Source organism: Bacillus spizizenii TU-B-10, from assembly GCF_000227465.1.
Taxonomy (GTDB): Bacteria; Bacillota; Bacilli; order Bacillales; family Bacillaceae; genus Bacillus; species Bacillus spizizenii.
The window spans coordinates 2,190,673-2,208,499 of the sequence record NC_016047.1 but is presented as its reverse complement, the minus strand read 5'-3'; the positions used below and the strand labels follow the sequence as shown (position 1 = coordinate 2,208,499).

Below are 17,827 nucleotides of genomic sequence, written 5' to 3'. Positions count from 1 at the left end.
ATAAAGTGATGTACCTTTTTTGATGCGTATTTAAAGAGACAGATTGCTGCTGTTGGCTGCTGTTTGTTTCTTTTTCGCTTTTTTTGACCAGTATGTTGCAAGCATGGAACCCGAAAGGTTATGCCATACACTGAATATCGCGCTGGGTACGGCAGATAGCGGTGAGAAATGAGCCGTAGCGAGTGCAGCACCGAGTCCTGAATTTTGCATGCCGACTTCGATTGCAATTGCTTTTTGAGACGGATAATCCATTTTTAAAAGCTTTGCACAAAGAAATCCAAGCAAATAACCGATACCGTTATGCAGGATGACAATAGAAAAAATGAGGAATCCTGATTGAAGCAGATTTTCCCGATTGCCGCTGACGACAGCTGAGACAATCGCAACGATGCCAATGACAGAAACAAGCGGAAGGGCATGTACGGCTTTTGCCACTTGTTTTCTGAAAAACATTTTAACGATCACGCCTGCAATGATCGGAAATAAAACAGCCTGTAAGATTGAAATAAATAAAGCCCCTGGCGAGACAGGAAGCCATTCCTTGGCAAACAGCATAATCAAAATCGGTGTTAAAACAGGCGCCAACAAGGTAGAAATTGTTGTAACAGCAACAGAAAGGGCCGTATTTCCTTTTGCTAAAAATGTCATGACATTAGAGGCTGTGCCGCCAGGACAGCAGCCGACAAGAATAACACCCACTGCGATTTCAGCTGGAAGGTGCAGCCCAAATGCGAGGCCGAAAGCAACGAGCGGCATGATAGTATACTGAACAATTACCCCGATAATGACATGCCAAGGTTTTCTGATCAGCTCTTTGAAATCATCGGCTTGCAGTGTAAGACCCATTCCAAACATGATAATGCCAAGAAAAATCGTAATATAAGAACTGATCCATGTAAAAAAAGACGGGAAAGTAAATCCCAGCACGGCAAAAACAATGACCCATATGCCAAAGGTTTGTCCCGCGAAATGACTTATTTTTCTAATGATGTCCATAAAAACACTCCTTACACATTTATCAAGAACTTCAGCAGAAATTCTCACAGATTTTAAAGCATTCTCTTATTATAATTAATTTTCTGAATAATTCAATATTAATAGATGGATTGGTTTTAAATAGAAAACAATAATTACATTATGTAAACTAATTAAAATGTTCTTGACTATATAGGAAGATATTCTTACAATGAATCTTTATAATGGTTAGATATAATAGGAGTGATAGGGTGAAGGAAGCGAATCAATGGTCTTCGAAGCTCGGCTTTATTTTAGCCGCGGCAGGATCAGCTATCGGGCTTGGTGCAATATGGAAATTTCCATATGTAGCGGGAACCAGCGGAGGAGGCGCATTTTTACTTATTTTTATTTTATTTACGGTTTTAATCGGACTGCCTTTATTGTTAGGTGAATTCATCATAGGCAGAAAAACACAGAAAGATGCCGTACAATCCTATAAAACACTTGCTCCGGGAACGAAGTGGCATTGGATCGGTTATTTAGGAATGGCGACGTGCTTTATTCTTTTATCTTTTTACAGTGTCGTCGGCGGGTGGATTTTAATTTATATTACAAAAGGCTTCACTGGCGGTTTATCGCAAACATCTGGTTTTGATACGATATTTGCAAGTACGATTTCAAATCCTTACCTGGCTGTTGGAGGCCAGCTGCTCTTTATGGTGGTGACAATTTTAGTTGTTGCAAAAGGGGTTAGCAGCGGAATTGAAAAAGCAAGCCAAATATTAATGCCGGCGCTTTTTATATTATTTGTTATTTTAATGGTGCGTTCCGTTACACTTGATGGAGCGATGGAAGGGCTCAAGTTTTTCCTGATGCCTGATTTAACCGCGATTGACGCCAATACAATTTTATATGCGATGGGCCAATCCTTTTTCTTATTAAGTGTCGGTGTATCAGTCATGGTAACGTATAGCTCTTATTTAGAGAAACAGGAAAACGTTGTGCAGTCCGCTGTATCAGTAACTGTATTAAACATGCTTGTTGCTGTAATGGCAGGAATTGCGATTTTTCCAGCTGTATTTTCATTCGGCCTCAAACCAGACCAAGGGCCGGTCCTGTTATTTAACGTGCTGCCGACTGTGTTTAATCAAATGCCGTTTGGAATTATCTTTTTATTAGCATTTTTAATTCTATTTTTATTTGCGGCACTGACATCCGCTTTCTCAATGCTGGAAATTTTGGTCGCAGTGCTTTCAAAAGGCGATGTCAATAAGAGAAAACGATTCGCTTGGTTAGGCGGAATTGCTATTTTTATTGTCGGTGTGCCGTCTGCATTATCCTACGGTGTCTTAAGTGACGTCTCTCTATTTCACTTGTCTATTTTTGATGCGGCCGACTATCTTGTAAGCAATATTTTAATGCCGTTAGGCGCGTTATTGATTTCTATTTTTGTCCCGTTAAAAATACCGAAACAGGATTTGTTTGACGAGCTGAAAAGCGGTTCCAATCTCAAACGAAAGTGGTTTGCGGTTTGGCTGCTGCTCATTCGTTACCTATCTCCTGTTGCCATCATCATCGTATTTTTGCATGTGATAGGCATTTTTTAAAACACGTAGCCCCCGGGAAAAGGGGGCTTTTTTTAATAGAGTTTCCAAACGACTTCTTTTGCCTGCTCGAAACGTTTTTCTGCCTCGCGCCAATCCACGACATTCCACCAATGATCGACATAGCTTGCCCGGTCATTTTTATATTGCAAATAGTAGGCATGTTCCCATACGTCAAGCGGTAAAAGAGGGATCACGTCCCATTGGCTGAAGAGCTGGTGCTTTTCTGCCGTTAAAATCTCCAGCCGTCCTGATCGGGGAGCCCAGACCAGAATGGCCCAGCCGACACCTTCCACTTTTTTAGCGGCCTGAGTAAAATGTTCTTTAAAAGCCGAGTAGCTTCCAAATGAAATATCGATCATTTGGAACAATGCCCCTGTAGGACGCCTTTTTCCGTTTGGATGCATCGAAAACCAGAAAATAGTGTGTAAATAATGCCCTGCTCCATGGAATGCAAGCTCTCTTTCCCAATGAGTGATCAAATCATAATTCTTTGACGCTCTCGCTTTTTTTAGCTCTGTTTCTGCTTTGTTTAGACCGTCAACATAGCTTTGGTGATGCTTCGTATGATGAAGGACCATAATGTCGCGTGATATATAAGGTTCTAAGGCGGAATATTTGTACGGAAGCTTTGGCAGCACATGTTTTCCTATAGGGACGTAAGCGCGTCTTTCACTTGTATCCTCTGATTCTGTAATATCCCGATAAAGGGCAGCGGCCTGCTTATACCAATCTTCTTCAGTTGTTTGGTCATCTTCCAGTGCTTCAATCATTTTGTCAAATTGATCTTCAAACTGTTCAAGCTGTCCTCGCTTTTGAATCTGATCCTTCAAGGCTTCACACCAATTGAACATCTCCGTTTGATAAGATTCACGTTTCATTTGCTGTCTCCTTTTCAATAAAATTCAAATACTTTCCGACAGCCAGCAAAGAGAATACATATGGATAACTGTGATAAAGAATATAAAATTGGTTTGGCAATCCGATTCCTGCTGGATAGGCCAAGCTATCGGCGCCATGAGAACTGCTGTCAGTAAGGTATTGCATACCTTTCACAACAGATGGGTGTTCGGAATTTTCGTATGTGAGCAAAGCGTCTAAAGCCCAGGCCGTTTGTACAATGGTTCCTTTATGAAGCGGGACGTACGTTTTGACTTCAGCGCTTTTACAGGATTCTCCCCAACTGCCGTCATCATGCTGTATCGATTTGAGCCAGCGCAAGGCCTTTTGTATAGCAGGGTGCTTTCGGTCAACCCCGCAGGCATGCATACCCGTAAGAGCAGCCCATGTGCCGTATATGTAGCAAACACCCCATCTCCCGTACCATGACCCATTCTGTTCTTGATGTTCGAGAAGCCAGCCCACAGCGCGCTGAATATGTTGATGTTTCACAGTGAAACCAGCTTTCTCGCCTAAAAAGTGCAGCACACGTCCGGTGAGGTCGGCGGTTGAAGGGTCAACTGCCGCGTCCTCGGCGGATTCAAGCGGGAGAAGGCGGATCAGAGGATGGTTCACATTTTTTTCAAAAGCAGAAAATCCGCCGTCATTGTTTTGCATCGATAAAAGCCAAGACACCCCTCGCTCCCAAGCTGAAGGAGAATAACTGCGGGGAATCGCTTTTAATACGGCTGCAGTGTCGTCACAGTCAGGGTTATTTGTATTGATGTTTGAAAATCCCCAGCCGCCGGGTGCTGCACTCGGGTTTTTAACAGACCAATCTGCTATTTTGGTATGCTGGCGTTCTAGCAAATAGGCAGCTGCTTTTGTAATAGAGCCGTCTGTTTCGGTCACGCCGTTTTTTTGAAGGGCATAGCTGATCAGAGCTGTATCCCAAACAGTTGAAGTAGAGTTTTCCAGATAAGGAATCCCGTTGCACTTTGTCATCAGTGATTTGATGCCGTTAATCGCCCTCCTGATAACAGGAGAGTAGCGTGACACACCAAGCGACAGAAGGCTGTAAACCATAAATATGGTTGCGCTCGCATAGCTGTATAATGTTCCGTCTTTTTCAAGCCGGTCCAGCATATATGTTTTAGCCGTCTGTAAGCCTAGCTGCTGAAAAGCAAAGGGTGCATGAAAAATGCGCTTCCAATGTGACCAAATAGACGTGAGATCTCTTTCTTCAAAAGCATCAGATCGAAGCCAAGTGAAAGGGTTATTTGTCATGTGCGGATCGAGATGGCGAAGAGATGGAATATTGCGGTTATTAAGAACAAATCGCTGATTGAGTGTTACAGCCATAGGAGCAAAATGAATTCGGGCATATGCGCTGAATTGATAGAAATGAACCGGTAACGTTGGGGGGAGCGCCATGAGTGATAATGGTAAATACAAAACAGGCCAAGGATACAGCCCGTTCACAGCAAGCATCCATTTTGTCATGAAATGAACATGTCTCAAACCGCCATGTGAGATGATAAATTGTTCAGCTTTTCTCATGTGCGGATCAGATCTGTGAAAACATCCTGAAGCCAGCATCCCGACATATCCTTGGACGGTAGCCGTTATATTTCCGCTCGTTTCATCGGGATAATTGATGAATGTGCCGTCGGGCTGCTGTTTTTCGCGAATGCCTGCTGCAAGCGCTGATATTAGTTCTTTTTCATTCTCGCCTTCATCTAGTGAGGTGAGGAGCAAAATAAAAAAGGAATTTGTCATGATTGGTCCTTCAAAGCAAAATGTCCACGAACCGTCAGCATTTTGCCTGTCTTTTAACTCTGCAATGGTTTTCTTTTGATAACGTCTTACTTTCTCCTGAAGTGTGCCCATCACGCTCAACTCCTTCAGAAGCATATATATTCAGCGTCTTTTACCGCCATTACAGAAAGAAAAAAACTGCTGGCAGGCAGCAGTTTTTTTGACATACATGTTAGTCTTCGAGATTTATCCATACACTTTTGACTTCTGTGTAGTTATCTAAGGCATATGATCCCATTTCTCGTCCGAGTCCTGACTGTTTATAACCGCCAAACGGGGATGCTGCGTCAAACACATTATAGCAGTTCACCCAGACGGTTCCGGCTTGAAGACGGTCCGCGATATAGTGGGCATGCTTGACGTTCTCTGTCCATAGTCCGGCTGCGAGTCCATATTCTGAATGATTCGCTCGTTCAATGACTTCATCGACTGTTTCGTATGGAATAGCAGTCAGCACCGGTCCGAAAATTTCTTCTTTTGCGATGGTCATCTCGTCTTCAACATTCGCAAACACAGTCGGTGCGACAAAATATCCTTCTTCAAAAGGACAGCTTCCGCCAGTCACTGCTTTTGCTCCTTCGTCTTTTCCTTTTTGAATATAGGAAAGAACGCGTTCGTGCTGTTCCTTGCTCACGAGAGGCCCGATTTGTGTATCCTTATGAAGTCCCGCTCCTTGGCGGAGTGATTCAGCATAGGACACCATCTCATCAACAACTTCATCATATTGGTCTTTATGAATGAAAACGCGCGAGCCCGCACAGCAGACTTGGCCCTGATTAAACATCACACCGTTTAAAGCGCCTGGGATCGCCTTTTTCAAATTCGCATCCGGCAAAAGAATATTAGGTGATTTTCCGCCCAGCTCCAATGTAACCCGCTTAATGCTTTTCGCAGCGGTGGACATGATTTTCTTTCCGATTTCAGTGGAACCGGTAAAGGCAATTTTATCAACCGCTTCATGATTCGTCAGCGCTTCTCCCGCATCTTCACCGAATCCCGGAATGATATTGATGACACCGTCAGGGAAGCCGGCTTGATCAATTAATTCTGCCAAATAAAGAGCTGAAAGCGGTGTTTGTTCAGCCGGTTTGAGCACGATTGTACAGCCTGTTGCAAGAGCAGCGCCCATTTTCCACATCGCCATCAGGAGCGGGAAATTCCATGGAATGATCTGGCCGACGACGCCGACAGGCTCATGGCGCGTATAATTAAAATAAGCGCCGGAAACCGGAATCGTCTGTCCTGTTATTTTTGTACACCAGCCGGCATAATAGCGCATATGCTCAATAGCCAGAGGTATATCTCCATTCGTCGTTTCATTTATCGGTTTCCCGTTATCAAGTGTTTCAAGCTGAGCAAGCTCAGTTTTATGCTCTTCCATTAAGTCTGCCAGCTTATACATCAGTCTGCTTCTAGAAGCCGGAGACATTGTTCTCCATTCGCCTTGGTCAAAGGCTTTTCGGGCAGCTTTAACCGCTTTATCCACATCCGCAGCTTGGGCTTCATACAGCGTCATCAAGGTTTCGCCGGTCGCCGGGTTGGGTGTGTCAAAGGTTGCCCCTGAGGCACTCGGAACAAACTTTCCGTCAATATAAAGCTTCTTTGTTCCCTGTAAAAATGTCTCCAGCCTTTTCGTCACTTGCATCGTTAAAGAACTCATCTGTAACAAACCTCCAGTCATTTTTTATGGTCTGTTTTGAGATTCTTGGTGATAGCACATTGATTCATTGTTTGAATAGCAGAAATAAGCTGTGATATTTGCTGTAAGAGTAAGCGTATACAAACATTCTATAATAGAAAACAAGACAAAATCAATGAATAACCGATATTGCAATTTACAAAAGAAAAAAGCTACAATAAGCTTATAGATATGAAAAGGAGATTTCATTTATGATTCATAACAATTGGCTTGAAAAAGAAACAATCAAAAAGGTAAAATGTGTGCAGACAAACGCAAAAAAATATATCGTGAACCGCGTTTTAACTCCGGGAAAAGAATATGAAGTGAAAAATGAAACAGAGGAATTTCTCTTTGTGATCGACAATACGAATAAAGTCGGTGGCTATTATAAAGAATACTTCGAAGAGGTTTAAAGCCTGAAGAAAGCAGAGGATAAAAAAACCGCAGCTCAGCTGCGGTTTTTTATAATTAAAACAGGAAAAATAAAACAAAATCAATGAAAACTTTAAAAACCACTTTTTTTAAAAAAATAATGCTGAATATTGAAACTTTTTTCTCTATACGTGCGTATTACTTGATGACAAAGCACAAAAGACGAAAAACAAATCAAAAATTTGAAAAATGTAATCTGTTCGTAATGGTTTAAATGTCTTCTATGTCGTATTCTTATATAGGGATAAAGGACTTATTTTTATGTAGTGAATGAATAAACAAATAGATAAATGCAGAAAGAGGGGTTCTTCATTGGGTATTTTTTCTGTTAGCAGATCAACGGATGCAAAGAAGCTTGAAGCTTTGCTCGTTGAAGGGGAAAGAATAGAATCGATTTATAAGCTCCGAGTGGACCAAATTTGCTTTACAAATAAGCGGATCATTTTCTTTGACAATAAAATGTTTTCTAAAAAGAAGGTTCGTGTATTTCTTCCATATAAAACAATTGAAAGCTTTGCGATCCAAGAAGCGGGCATGTTTGACCCGGACACTGGGCTTTTATTGATGACTAGAAGCAAAACGTTCGAATTAGAATTTGCGAAAGACACCGATTTAAGCGAAGTTCAAGCGGTGCTGACAAAGCACTTGTGCAGCTGAATATTTGATGAGCCAGCCGTTCAAAAAATGGTTAGGCTTTTTTTATATAAAAAACAGAGCAGAGCGTACATGCCCTGTTCTGTTTTTACAACTACGAAAGAAGAGAAGACAAAAAACTGCCAAAGAAATCCTGAAACACTATTATCGCCAACGGTTGCGATCCGTGCAAAGATGCAGTCGCTCATCTTTCTATCAAGTTCTCATGTTTGACAAGGGGCAAAACGGGAAACAGGATAGAAAGGAGAGGATACACATGGCGCTGACAAAAGAACAAAAGAAGCATCTCTATTATAAATTGCTCGATATGCAAAAAGAATTGTCTGGCGAGAAGAAGGAAACAGAATCAATGACTGAAGAAGTGGGGGAGCTTTCCAATGGGGTTGACAACCACATGGCAGACCACGGCACGCTCGTCACAGACCGGATGACAGACCAAACGGTGAGAGAGATCGACCGGGAGCTGTTAGAGGAGATCAACCATGCATTACAAAAAATGAAAGATGGAACATACGGAGTGTGTGAAAGAACCGGCCAAGACATTCCTTACGAAAGGCTTGAAGCTGTTCCCTATGCAAGAATGACAGTGGAGGCCCAAGCTGATATGGAGGATGATGTAGAGACAGACGCTCCGTCATTTGAAAGAGAGTTTCACGAGCAGGTAAAAGATCTATCCAATAAAGAAACCATTGATCAAAAAAGCTCTCAGACGTATGAGATTTTGGATCGTGAACAAGATTCAAAGTGAAAATGGCAAGCAAGTACACCGATATTAGATGTACTTGCTTTTTTTTGAAAAAAAATCTCATATTCAAAATAAAGTGATTGACTTTGCGTAAAAAAGAAAGTAACATACTATTTGTAAGTAAATATAAAAAGTTTACCGGGAGGAATACAAATGTCTACAGTATTATTTGTAAAATCAAGCGACCGTACAGCTGAAGAAGGCGTTTCAACTAAACTTTACGAAGCTTTCTTAGCTGCTTATAAAGAAAACAACCCTGCTGATCAAGTGGTTGAATTAGATCTTCATAAAGAGAACCTTCCTTACCTTGGAAGAGATATGATTAACGGAACATTTAAAGCAGGTCAAGGAATGGAAATGACAGAAGAAGAGAAAAAACAAGCAGCAATTGCTGACAAATATCTGAATCAGTTTGTAAAAGCTGACAAAGTTGTTTTCGCATTCCCGCTTTGGAACTTCACAGTGCCAGCCGTTCTTCATACTTATGTTGATTACCTGTCTCGTGCAGGCGTTACATTCAAATACACACAAGAAGGACCAGTTGGTTTAATGGGCGACAAAAAAGTTGCACTCCTTAACGCGCGCGGCGGCATTTACTCTGAAGGACCAATGGCTGCACTTGAAATGTCATTAAACTTCATGAAAACAGTTCTTGGTTTCTGGGGTGTTCAAGACTTGCACACAGTTGTCATCGAAGGACATAACGCAGCGCCTGATCAAGCACAAGAAATCGTTGAAAAAGGTTTACAAGAAGCAAAAGATCTTGCTGCAAAATTCTAATGGAACAAAGACTCCTATCACTGCGATAGGAGTTTTTTTGTATACATATTATATAGAAGAAAGTAATCATTCCTCTTAGCGAAAAAGGCTGTTTTTTTATTGTAATATATTTTTCGGATTGTCGAATCATCAGATATAATAGCGAAAAAGCAGTTTTAATCGCTGGAAAAAGTTTTTCTAAACAATTGTTCTGGCCCCTTGATAAAAAACGGCTGATGGTGTACTATATAAAAGAAGCTACTTTGTGCGTATTGTTAATTAAGTTTTAACCTTTAAGCTGTAATAGGGAGTTTTATATCGAAGCTGGAATGTCATGCCTCCTTGTAGAGGACGACAGGAACGTTTCTGCAAACACCCACTTTGAGGAGTGGTGGTTTAAAACTTTCTTACTTGCATACGGCAAGACGTAGCGAAAGCCATTTCCTTTTTGGAAATGGCTTTTTATTTTATCTAAAAAAGATAGGTATAGTGAAAATTCAATTTCTGTGTGAAAGAAATGAAGGCCGCTTTTTTATGATATGATGGGAGAAATTCAAGGAAAAGCGAGGTTTACACGTTATGTTACATAGAGCCCAATCCCTTCTGGCCCATTATTTCGGTTATGAAAAGCTCCGCAGCGGACAAGAAGAAGCGATCCGCTCGGTGACGGAAGCGAGACAAAATACGGCCTGCATTATGCCGACGGGAGGAGGCAAATCGATTTGCTATCAAATTCCGGCACTAATGTTTGAAGGGACAACGATCGTCATTTCACCGTTGATTTCCTTGATGAAGGATCAAGTCGATGCATTAGAAGAAGCGGGGATTAACGCCGCCTACATTAACAGCACACAATCCAATCAGGAAATATATGAGAGGCTGAACGGACTCAAAGAAGGGGCTTATAAGCTTTTTTACATTACACCGGAGCGACTTACGTCCACGGAGTTTATACGGATTTTGCAGGACATTGATGTTCCTTTGGTCGCAATAGACGAGGCGCACTGTATTTCTCAATGGGGCCACGATTTCAGGCCAAGCTACAGAAATATTGAAATTTTGTTCCGAGAATTACATGACAAGCCTGTCATCATGGCATTAACAGCAACAGCAACACCTGAGGTTCATGAGGATATTTGCAAACAGCTGCATATTCAAAAAGAAAATACGGTACATACCGGATTTTCCCGAGACAATTTAACCTTTAAAGTAGCAAAAGGAGAAAATAAGGATCGTTTTATTGATGAATATGTGCAAAACAACAAACATGAAGCAGGGATTGTCTACACAGCGACCAGAAAAGAAGCTGATCGAATTTATGAGAGATTGAAACGAAATCAGATCAGTGCAGGCCGGTATCACGGGGGCTTGGCAGATGATGTGAGAAAAGAGCAGCAGGAAAGGTTTCTTAATGATGAGCTGCAAGTGATGGTGGCAACCTCTGCTTTTGGAATGGGCATTGATAAATCAAATATCAGATTTGTTCTACATGCACAAATTCCGAAAGATATGGAAAGCTACTATCAAGAGGCTGGACGAGCTGGACGGGATGGTCTTGCCAGCGAATGTGTTCTCCTGTTTTCACCGCAGGATATTATGGTGCAGCGTTTCCTAATTGAACAATCAGAGCATGAAGAGAAACAAAAGCAAGATTTAAAAAAGCTGAGACAAATGGTCGACTATTGTCACACGGAAGACTGTCTGCAGCGTTTTATCCTTATGTATTTCGGAGAAACGGAGCCTGATGCGTGCGGACAGTGCGGAAACTGCACTGATACAAGGACGTCCCATGACGTGACCCGGGAGGCGCAAATGGTCTTATCTTGTATCATTCGCATGAAAGAACGATTTGGCAAGACGATGGTTGCCCAGGTGTTGGCCGGCTCCAAAAATAAAAAAGTTCTTGAAAACGGCTTTTCCGATCTCTCAACATACGGGATATTAAAACACCAATCAGTAGGGGAAATCAGTGATTTTATCGAATTTCTTATTTCTGACGATTTCATCAAGATGTCAGACGGAACGTTTCCGACTCTTTTTGTCAGCAGTAAAGGAAGGAATGTGCTGAGAGGAGAATTATCAGTAACGAGAAAAGAAGCGTTAAAAGCGGCAGCGATTACTGAAAATGACGAGCTGTTTGAACGATTGCGCATCGTTCGCAAAGAAATCGCGGCAGAGCAGGGTGTTCCTCCTTTTGTCGTTTTCTCTGACCAAACGTTAAAAGAAATGTCAGGAAAACAGCCCGTAAATGATGAGGAACTTTTGTCTATAAAAGGAGTCGGAGAACAAAAAAGAGCAAAATACGGCCGGCTTTTTTTACAAGAAATACAAGCTTATGCAGGGATGACAGACTAAAAAAACAGTAAATCAATCTTTTTTTCTATAAAAAACACATTTTATTTTCTCTTTTTTTCCTCAAAATAAAAAGACTTGCGAAGCCTATTATATCAAGGGTTCAGCAAGTCTTTCCAGCAGAGAGAAATCCTTCATGTAAAGGAACTGTAATCTAAATCATATCTTTTTGTTATTGATTTGACATTTACGTGTGTTACGATATCACCTGTTAGCCGCCAATAAAAAGCTAACAAGGGAGGATTTACTTATGAAGAAGACGATTATGTCCTTTGTAGCAGTTGCTGCACTTTCATCAACTGCATTCGGAGCTCACGCTTCTGCAAAAGAAATCACGGTGCAAAAGGGTGATACGCTCTGGGGGATCTCTCAGAAAAACGGAGTGAACCTAAAGGACTTAAAAGAATGGAACAAGTTAACTTCTGATCAAATCATTGCAGGAGAAAAACTGACCATTTCTTCAGAAGAAACAACCACTACTGGGCAATATACAATTAAAGCGGGGGACACGCTGACAAAGATTGCTCAGCAATTCGGAACAACAGTCAATAACCTGAAAGTTTGGAATAACCTAAGCTCTGACATGATCTATGCTGGATCAACACTTTCAGTAAAAGGTCAGGCAACAGCAGCAAACACAGTTACTGAGAATACGCAAACAAGCGCACCTCAAACTGAAACAAAACAAGAAGCTGTGCAAAAAGAGCAACCTAAACAAGAAACAGTTCAACAACAACCAAAACAAGAAACAAAGGCTGCAGCAGAAACTTCTGTTCCTACAGAAGAAAAGGCTGTTCAATCTAATACAAATAATCAAGAAGCTTCAAAAGAACTAACAGTTACTGCTACTGCTTACACTGCTAACGACGGCGGCATCTCCGGCGTTACAGCAACAGGCGTTGACTTAAATAAGAACCCGAACGCGAAAGTTATCGCGGTTGATCCTAATGTGATTCCACTAGGTTCTAAAGTCTATGTTGAAGGTTACGGTGAAGCAACAGCAGCAGACACTGGCGGCGCTATTAAAGGAAATAAAATCGACGTATTTGTACCTAATAAAAGTGATGCATCTAATTGGGGCGTCAAAACTGTAAATGTAAAAATCTTAAACTAATCATATAGATTGTGATAAAAGACGCGAGCTTTTTGGCTTGTGTCTTTTTTCGTTCTGTTTAGAGATGTATATAATGTATCATATGCTGATAAAAGAAAAGCGGTTCCGATGTTTTTCACGTGTGAAAAATGGGTAGATGGTAAATGCCCCTATCATCTATCTATTTGCAGAAGGAGTTGCTGGCAGTTGCTTTGGATCATTGTATCTTTTCTGGTTATCAATATCGGGATATTTCTATTTTCATGGCAGAGAACAAAGGGGGTTAACTTGCAATCGTCCGATGGATATTTTCTCGGAGGAAGAAGCCTTACTGCGTTATATATCGGGAGCTCGCTGCTGTTAACTAATTTATCAACCGAGCAGATGGTCGGGTTAAATGGACAAAGCTATGCAGGGTCTATGACAGCGATGTCATGGGAAGCGAGTGCACCGCTTGCGTTGATTTTCCTGGCACTTGTCTTTTTGCCCCGTTATTTGAAAACGGGAATTACCACGATACCTGATTTTCTAGAGCAGCGGTTTGATCAAAGAACAAGGCAGATCGTTTCTGTACTACTTATCATTGGCTACGCTGTTTCATTCCTGCCGACAGTACTGTATTCAGGGGCTCTTGTGTTAAATCAAGTATTCCGCATTACAGAGACGTTTGGCATCAGCACATTTATGGCAGTTTTTCTGATATCCTTAATTATTGGCGTAACGAGCTGCTGTTATATCTTTTTTGGCGGATTGAAAGCCGCTGCCTCAGCAGATGCCATATACGGAATCGGATTAATTTTCGGCGGTTTTTTTATTGTGATATTAGGTATTCTTACAGTCGGACAAGGCAGCTTTGGGGGCGGAGTTGCTCAACTGACGGCTTTACATACGGAAAAACTCAATTCAATTGATATTAGCAATTCGGCAGATGTGCCGTGGCCGACGATTTTAACAGGGCTATTAGTGAATAATCTCTTTTATTGGGCTGTTAACCAAGCGATCGTTCAGCGGGCATTAGGAGCGAAAAATTTGGCTGAAGGACAAAAGGGCGCTCTTTTAGCAGGTTTCTTTAAACTCATCGGCGTTTTTTATTTAGTCGTTCCTGGAGTGATTGCCTTTCATTTATATGGGGGCGGCATTGAAAATGCTGACAGTGTATATCCCCGGCTAATCGTCGATCTATTGCCGGCATCCCTTACCGGTGTATTCGCCGCTATTTTATTCGGAGCGATTTTGAGCTCGTTTAACGGCTCTCTGAACAGTACCATTACGTTGTTTACTCTGGACATATACAAACCGTTATGTAAGCCTCATGCAGATGAAGCTGAGCTCGTCAAAACAGGGCGAATTTTCGTCGCAGTTCTCGGGCTAGTATCGATTGTCATCGCACCCTTTATTTTATATGCGCCATCAGGGCTGTACAGCTATCTTCAAGAGATGTTCGGATTTTTTAATGTACCGATATTAGCAGCGGTCGTTGTTGGTTTCTTTACAAAAAAAGTGCCGGCATTAGCTGTGAAAATAGCGATACCAGCCCATATTGTTTTATACGGCTTATCAAAAATCTATTTAGGGCACATTCATTTTCTGTACATCCTTGCCGTACTCTTTCCATTTTCAGTGGCTGTGATGCTTCTGACAGGAAAGCTGTATCCGAGGGAAACGGATTATAAGCTTGATCACAATCCGCAAGTGGATGTAACACCTTGGAAACATGTAAAGCTGGTGTCCTGTATCATTCTGATTCTGGTTGCGGCGACGTACCTTTTGTTTTCTCCTTGGGGAATTGCTGGCTAAATAAAAAGGATCTTGGCAGATGCCAAGATCCTTTTTATTTAAACCAACCTTTTTCCTTTGACCTGGTAATGGCTTCTATTCGGTTTTTCACTTCAAGCTTTTCTAGAATCATTGAGATATAATTTCGCACCGTCCCGCTTTTGATGCTGAGTTCCTGAGCGATTTCTTTTGTGTTTTTACCGTCAGCCACTAGTTCGAGCACTTCTTTTTCTCTGTCTGTAAGAGGATTAGCCTCGCTGTATATGTCCTCCATCAGCTCAGGTGCATAGATGCGTTTTTCGTTCATGACGCTTCGGATGGCGCTTGCGAGCTCTTCGCTCGGACTGTCTTTTAACAAATAACCCTTAACACCTGCTTTAATGGCTCTCTGAAAGTAGCCGGGCCTGGTAAAAGTGGTTAAGATAATAATTTTGCAGCCTGTATCCTTTAACTCCTCAGCAGCTTCAAGCCCGGTTTTACCGGGCATTTCAATGTCCATAATGCATACATCAGGCAGATGTTTTTTGACAAAATCAACAGCATCTTGACCGTTTGTACCCTTGCCTACGACTTCCATATCGTCTTCTAAGTTTAGAAGTGATCCTAAAGCGCCCAAGAGCATTTGCTGATCTTCCGCAATAAATATACTAATCATGTAAGCCATCCTTTTTTGTTTATTTTGAGTTATTAGGAATTGACATGGTAAGCTTGGTACCATTTTTTGTATCGATGTGAAGGCTCCCATTTGCAAATTCAAGCCGTTCTCTCATGCCAAGCAGGCCATGTCCTTTTGAAAAGTACTTCTCTTCACCTTGAAACGTTCCATCGTCAGTCACTGTAATGACGACTTCCTTCCAGAGCTGCTGAATGTCAACTCGGCAGGTTTTAGCCTGACTGTGTTTAACGACGTTAGTGACAGCTTCCTTTAAGCACATACTCAATATGTTTTCATTAAGCAATGAGATATTTTCAGGCAATTTATCTTCTTCGTAGATAAACGTAATGCCGGCTGCTTCAAGAATTTGTTTGATATTTATGATTTCATCCCTGAGCCGGATGCCTTTCATGGAGGATACGATTTTTCTGACTTCATTTAAAGACGTTCTCGCAGTTTGCTGAACGCTTTTCAGTTCACGTGTTGCTTGTTCAGGATCTTTGTATATCAATTTTCTTGCCAAGTCGCTTTTTAAACCGATTAGAGAAAGCTTTTGCCCAAGTGTATCGTGGAGGTCACGGGCAATTCGCTGCCGCTCTTCTAATTTCACCAGCTCGGCAATCCGTTCATTTGCATCCTCGAGTTTTTCTTCCAGTCGTTCGCGCTCCTTGCGGCTTCTTATACTGAAGGGCAATAAAATCGCGCTGATGAGGGTAATGACGACAAAAGGAATTTGAGTCAGAAAAAATTCCTTTTTTAATACGAGACTGAAATTAGCTGCGACGGCTGCGCTTATTAAATGGACGTAATATAAAATATGAAAGGGGACGCGTTCCTTTATGTTTCCAATAAAATATGCGATAAAAAAAGCAAAATAAATATAACTGAACAGAGTAATGGAGGCGGTTGAAATGCCGATTAACAAAAACGCCCATAAATAAATGGCCCAGCCTTTTGAGATAAAAGCAAATCTATATACCGAAAAAAATAAAAGTGTCAAAATGATGCCGACGATGATAACAACTGTAGATGATGATTTCCATATAAAGTAGAATGGGAGGATGAAAAATATCGTCCATATATAGGGCGTAATCCCGCTTAGTTTTTGAAATGTAAAATGCTTTTTAATCATAATATTACCTCATTTTCGCTTTTCATCTTACATGTAACTTTATCATTGCGAAAGCCAGAATGCACCCTCAAAACAATAAAAAGGAAGCCTTCTTGTATATAAGAGAAGACCTCCTTCATCATCAGGCGTAATTCCGCAGTTTCTGTTTTTCTGTTGAATCAGGCGGAAGGCTGGAAGGTATATGTTTGATATCCCGAAATGATACAAATTGTTTTTTATCTTCATCCCATAGGCGGAATGCAAGTGACTGCAGACTTGTTTTTAAGGTAATTGTCGGTACGTTTTTTAATGGTTCGTGATGTTCATGAGCAACTTCAAGCTTATAGTTAGGCACCTTTGGACTCAAATGATGGACGTGGTGGTACCCGATATTACCTGTCAGCCATTGAAGCAGTTTCGGGAGTTTATAAAATGAACTGCCCTCCACAGCAGCCTGAACGTAGCTCCAGTTTTCATCTGCTTCAAAATAAGAATCTTCAAATGTATGCTGCACATAAAACAGCCATACACCGATTGAACCTGAGATTAGAAAAATAGGGCCTTGCACCAGTAAAAACGATTGCCATCCAAAGATCAGACAGCAAGCAGCAGCCAACGCTACAATTGCCAGATTCGTAAGGTATGTGTTTATACGCTCCTTACGTCTTGCACCTTTTTTGTTAAAACGGTTGGTGATCAGAAAAACATAAATTGGTCCGAGAATAAACATGATAAACGGATTTCTATAAAGTCTGTATGCAAGCTTTGTTCGTCTGGATGCAGCTTTATATTCGTTTACTGTTAACATCCAGATGTCTCCTGTTCCGCGTTTATCCAGATTGCTGCTTGTGGCATGGTGAATTGAATGGCTGTGCTGCCACTGAAGATACGGGAATAAAGTCAGCACACCTGTCAGAAAACCGAAAATATGGTTATAGCGCTTTTGTTTGAAAAATGATTGATGGCAGCAGTCATGGAAGATGATAAAAATTCTTGTCAAAAATCCTGCGGCAATCACTGTTAATGCTAACGTAAGGAGATAGGAGACATTGAGGCTGAAATAAGCCAGAAACCAGAGTCCGAAGAAAGGAATAAACGTGTTCAAAAGCTGAATCAGGCTGTTTTTTGTTTCGGGCTGAGCAAAAGCGGCGACTTGCTTTGTCAGCTGTTTTTGTTTATGTGCAATGGTTTGTTCAGTCATAGTAAGTATCCTCTCATTGTGTGTCTCTGTTCAGTATACGTCAATGAGAGAAGTCGTTTGTAGTAGCACACATCATGCATCATATATGACATTTGTCATGTCTCCTCGTG

General features: G+C 41.4%; 15 protein-coding genes and 1 other RNA gene. 9 read left to right on the top strand and 7 right to left on the bottom strand.

What is annotated here, in order from left to right:
• Window positions 1-30 precede the first annotated feature (30 nt).
• The gene (locus tag GYO_RS32715; protein WP_014114087.1) at window positions 31-996 is read right to left on the bottom strand and encodes a bile acid:sodium symporter family transporter; all 966 of its coding nucleotides are present in this window, start codon (window positions 994-996) and stop codon (window positions 31-33) included.
• Window positions 997-1,226: 230 nt separating this feature from the next.
• Between GYO_RS32715 and GYO_RS32710 the strand changes: the two genes are divergently transcribed.
• A complete protein-coding gene (locus GYO_RS32710) occupies window positions 1,227-2,564 on the top strand; it encodes a sodium-dependent transporter (protein ID WP_014114086.1) in 1,338 nt (445 codons plus the stop codon).
• A gap of 32 nt (window positions 2,565-2,596) precedes the next feature.
• Here GYO_RS32710 and GYO_RS32705 read toward each other — a convergent pair whose 3' ends face one another.
• The 3 genes from GYO_RS32705 to dhaS all read right to left on the bottom strand — a co-directional run bounded on the left by GYO_RS32705 (window position 2,597) and on the right by dhaS (window position 6,918).
• On the bottom strand, window positions 2,597-3,442 hold the full coding sequence (locus GYO_RS32705; RefSeq protein ID WP_014114085.1) for a superoxide dismutase: 846 nt from the start codon (window positions 3,440-3,442) through the stop codon (window positions 2,597-2,599).
• Complete coding sequence (locus GYO_RS32700; protein WP_014114084.1) at window positions 3,432-5,330, bottom strand: terpene cyclase/mutase family protein; 1,899 nt, start codon at window positions 5,328-5,330, stop codon at window positions 3,432-3,434. The genes GYO_RS32705 and GYO_RS32700 overlap by 11 nt, the downstream gene beginning before the upstream one ends.
• Window positions 5,331-5,430: 100 nt before the next feature.
• The gene (gene dhaS, locus GYO_RS32695; RefSeq protein ID WP_014114083.1) at window positions 5,431-6,918 is read right to left on the bottom strand and encodes an aldehyde dehydrogenase DhaS; all 1,488 of its coding nucleotides are present in this window, start codon (window positions 6,916-6,918) and stop codon (window positions 5,431-5,433) included.
• Window positions 6,919-7,148: 230 nt separating this feature from the next.
• Here dhaS and GYO_RS32690 point away from each other — a divergent pair, with 230 nt between their 5' ends.
• From GYO_RS32690 to GYO_RS32660, 8 genes are all read left to right on the top strand, one after another.
• Entirely contained in the window at window positions 7,149-7,352 is a 204-nt protein-coding gene (locus GYO_RS32690) for a DUF6501 family protein (protein ID WP_003241656.1), read from the top strand.
• A 331-nt stretch (window positions 7,353-7,683) separates the two neighbouring features.
• A complete protein-coding gene (locus tag GYO_RS32685) occupies window positions 7,684-8,028 on the top strand; it encodes a PH domain-containing protein (RefSeq protein ID WP_003220141.1) in 345 nt (114 codons plus the stop codon).
• A gap of 253 nt (window positions 8,029-8,281) precedes the next feature.
• The gene (locus GYO_RS32680; protein ID WP_014114080.1) at window positions 8,282-8,773 is read left to right on the top strand and encodes a TraR/DksA family transcriptional regulator; all 492 of its coding nucleotides are present in this window, start codon (window positions 8,282-8,284) and stop codon (window positions 8,771-8,773) included.
• A 150-nt stretch (window positions 8,774-8,923) separates the two neighbouring features.
• Window positions 8,924-9,550, top strand: coding sequence for an FMN-dependent NADH-azoreductase AzoJ (azoJ, locus tag GYO_RS32675; protein WP_014114079.1), 627 nt, complete (start codon window positions 8,924-8,926; stop codon window positions 9,548-9,550).
• A gap of 231 nt (window positions 9,551-9,781) precedes the next feature.
• Window positions 9,782-9,967: non-coding RNA, 6S RNA (gene ssrS, locus GYO_RS43385), on the top strand.
• Between the two features lie 141 nt (window positions 9,968-10,108).
• On the top strand, window positions 10,109-11,884 hold the full coding sequence (gene recQ / locus GYO_RS32670; RefSeq protein WP_014114078.1) for a DNA helicase RecQ: 1,776 nt from the start codon (window positions 10,109-10,111) through the stop codon (window positions 11,882-11,884).
• 247 nt (window positions 11,885-12,131) lie between these two features.
• Entirely contained in the window at window positions 12,132-12,995 is an 864-nt protein-coding gene (locus GYO_RS32665; RefSeq protein WP_014114077.1) for a LysM peptidoglycan-binding and 3D domain-containing protein, read from the top strand.
• A 186-nt stretch (window positions 12,996-13,181) separates the two neighbouring features.
• The gene (locus GYO_RS32660) at window positions 13,182-14,771 is read left to right on the top strand and encodes a solute:sodium symporter family transporter (RefSeq protein WP_041520981.1); all 1,590 of its coding nucleotides are present in this window, start codon (window positions 13,182-13,184) and stop codon (window positions 14,769-14,771) included.
• A gap of 34 nt (window positions 14,772-14,805) precedes the next feature.
• Here the strand turns inward: GYO_RS32660 and desR are convergent, their stop codons facing one another.
• The 3 genes from desR to desA all read right to left on the bottom strand — a co-directional run bounded on the left by desR (window position 14,806) and on the right by desA (window position 17,717).
• Window positions 14,806-15,405: a two-component system response regulator DesR gene (gene desR, locus GYO_RS32655; protein ID WP_014114073.1), complete on the bottom strand. Its 600-nt coding sequence runs from the start codon at window positions 15,403-15,405 to the stop codon at window positions 14,806-14,808.
• 19 nt (window positions 15,406-15,424) lie between these two features.
• Window positions 15,425-16,537, bottom strand: coding sequence for a two-component sensor histidine kinase DesK (gene desK / locus GYO_RS32650; RefSeq protein ID WP_014114072.1), 1,113 nt, complete (start codon window positions 16,535-16,537; stop codon window positions 15,425-15,427).
• A gap of 121 nt (window positions 16,538-16,658) precedes the next feature.
• A complete protein-coding gene (gene desA / locus GYO_RS32645; RefSeq protein ID WP_014114070.1) occupies window positions 16,659-17,717 on the bottom strand; it encodes a Delta(5) desaturase DesA in 1,059 nt (352 codons plus the stop codon).
• Window positions 17,718-17,827: the final 110 nt, after the last annotated feature.

Bases quoted from the DNA above. Each gene is read 5' to 3' on its own strand.
- desR (WP_014114073.1), bottom strand. From the start codon at position 15,405: ATGATTAGTATATTTATTGCGGAAGATCAGCAAATGCTCTTGGGCGCT.
- GYO_RS32665 (WP_014114077.1), top strand. From the start codon at position 12,132: ATGAAGAAGACGATTATGTCCTTTGTAGCAGTTGCTGCACTTTCATCA.
- GYO_RS32680 (WP_014114080.1), top strand. From the start codon at position 8,282: ATGGCGCTGACAAAAGAACAAAAGAAGCATCTCTATTATAAATTGCTC.
- GYO_RS32700 (WP_014114084.1), bottom strand. From the start codon at position 5,330: ATGGGCACACTTCAGGAGAAAGTAAGACGTTATCAAAAGAAAACCATT.
- dhaS (WP_014114083.1), bottom strand. From the start codon at position 6,918: ATGAGTTCTTTAACGATGCAAGTGACGAAAAGGCTGGAGACATTTTTA.
- desK (WP_014114072.1), bottom strand. From the start codon at position 16,537: ATGATTAAAAAGCATTTTACATTTCAAAAACTAAGCGGGATTACGCCC.
- azoJ (WP_014114079.1), top strand. From the start codon at position 8,924: ATGTCTACAGTATTATTTGTAAAATCAAGCGACCGTACAGCTGAAGAA.
- GYO_RS32715 (WP_014114087.1), bottom strand. From the start codon at position 996: ATGGACATCATTAGAAAAATAAGTCATTTCGCGGGACAAACCTTTGGC.
- GYO_RS32705 (WP_014114085.1), bottom strand. From the start codon at position 3,442: ATGAAACGTGAATCTTATCAAACGGAGATGTTCAATTGGTGTGAAGCC.
- GYO_RS32690 (WP_003241656.1), top strand. From the start codon at position 7,149: ATGATTCATAACAATTGGCTTGAAAAAGAAACAATCAAAAAGGTAAAA.
- desA (WP_014114070.1), bottom strand. From the start codon at position 17,717: ATGACTGAACAAACCATTGCACATAAACAAAAACAGCTGACAAAGCAA.
- recQ (WP_014114078.1), top strand. From the start codon at position 10,109: ATGTTACATAGAGCCCAATCCCTTCTGGCCCATTATTTCGGTTATGAA.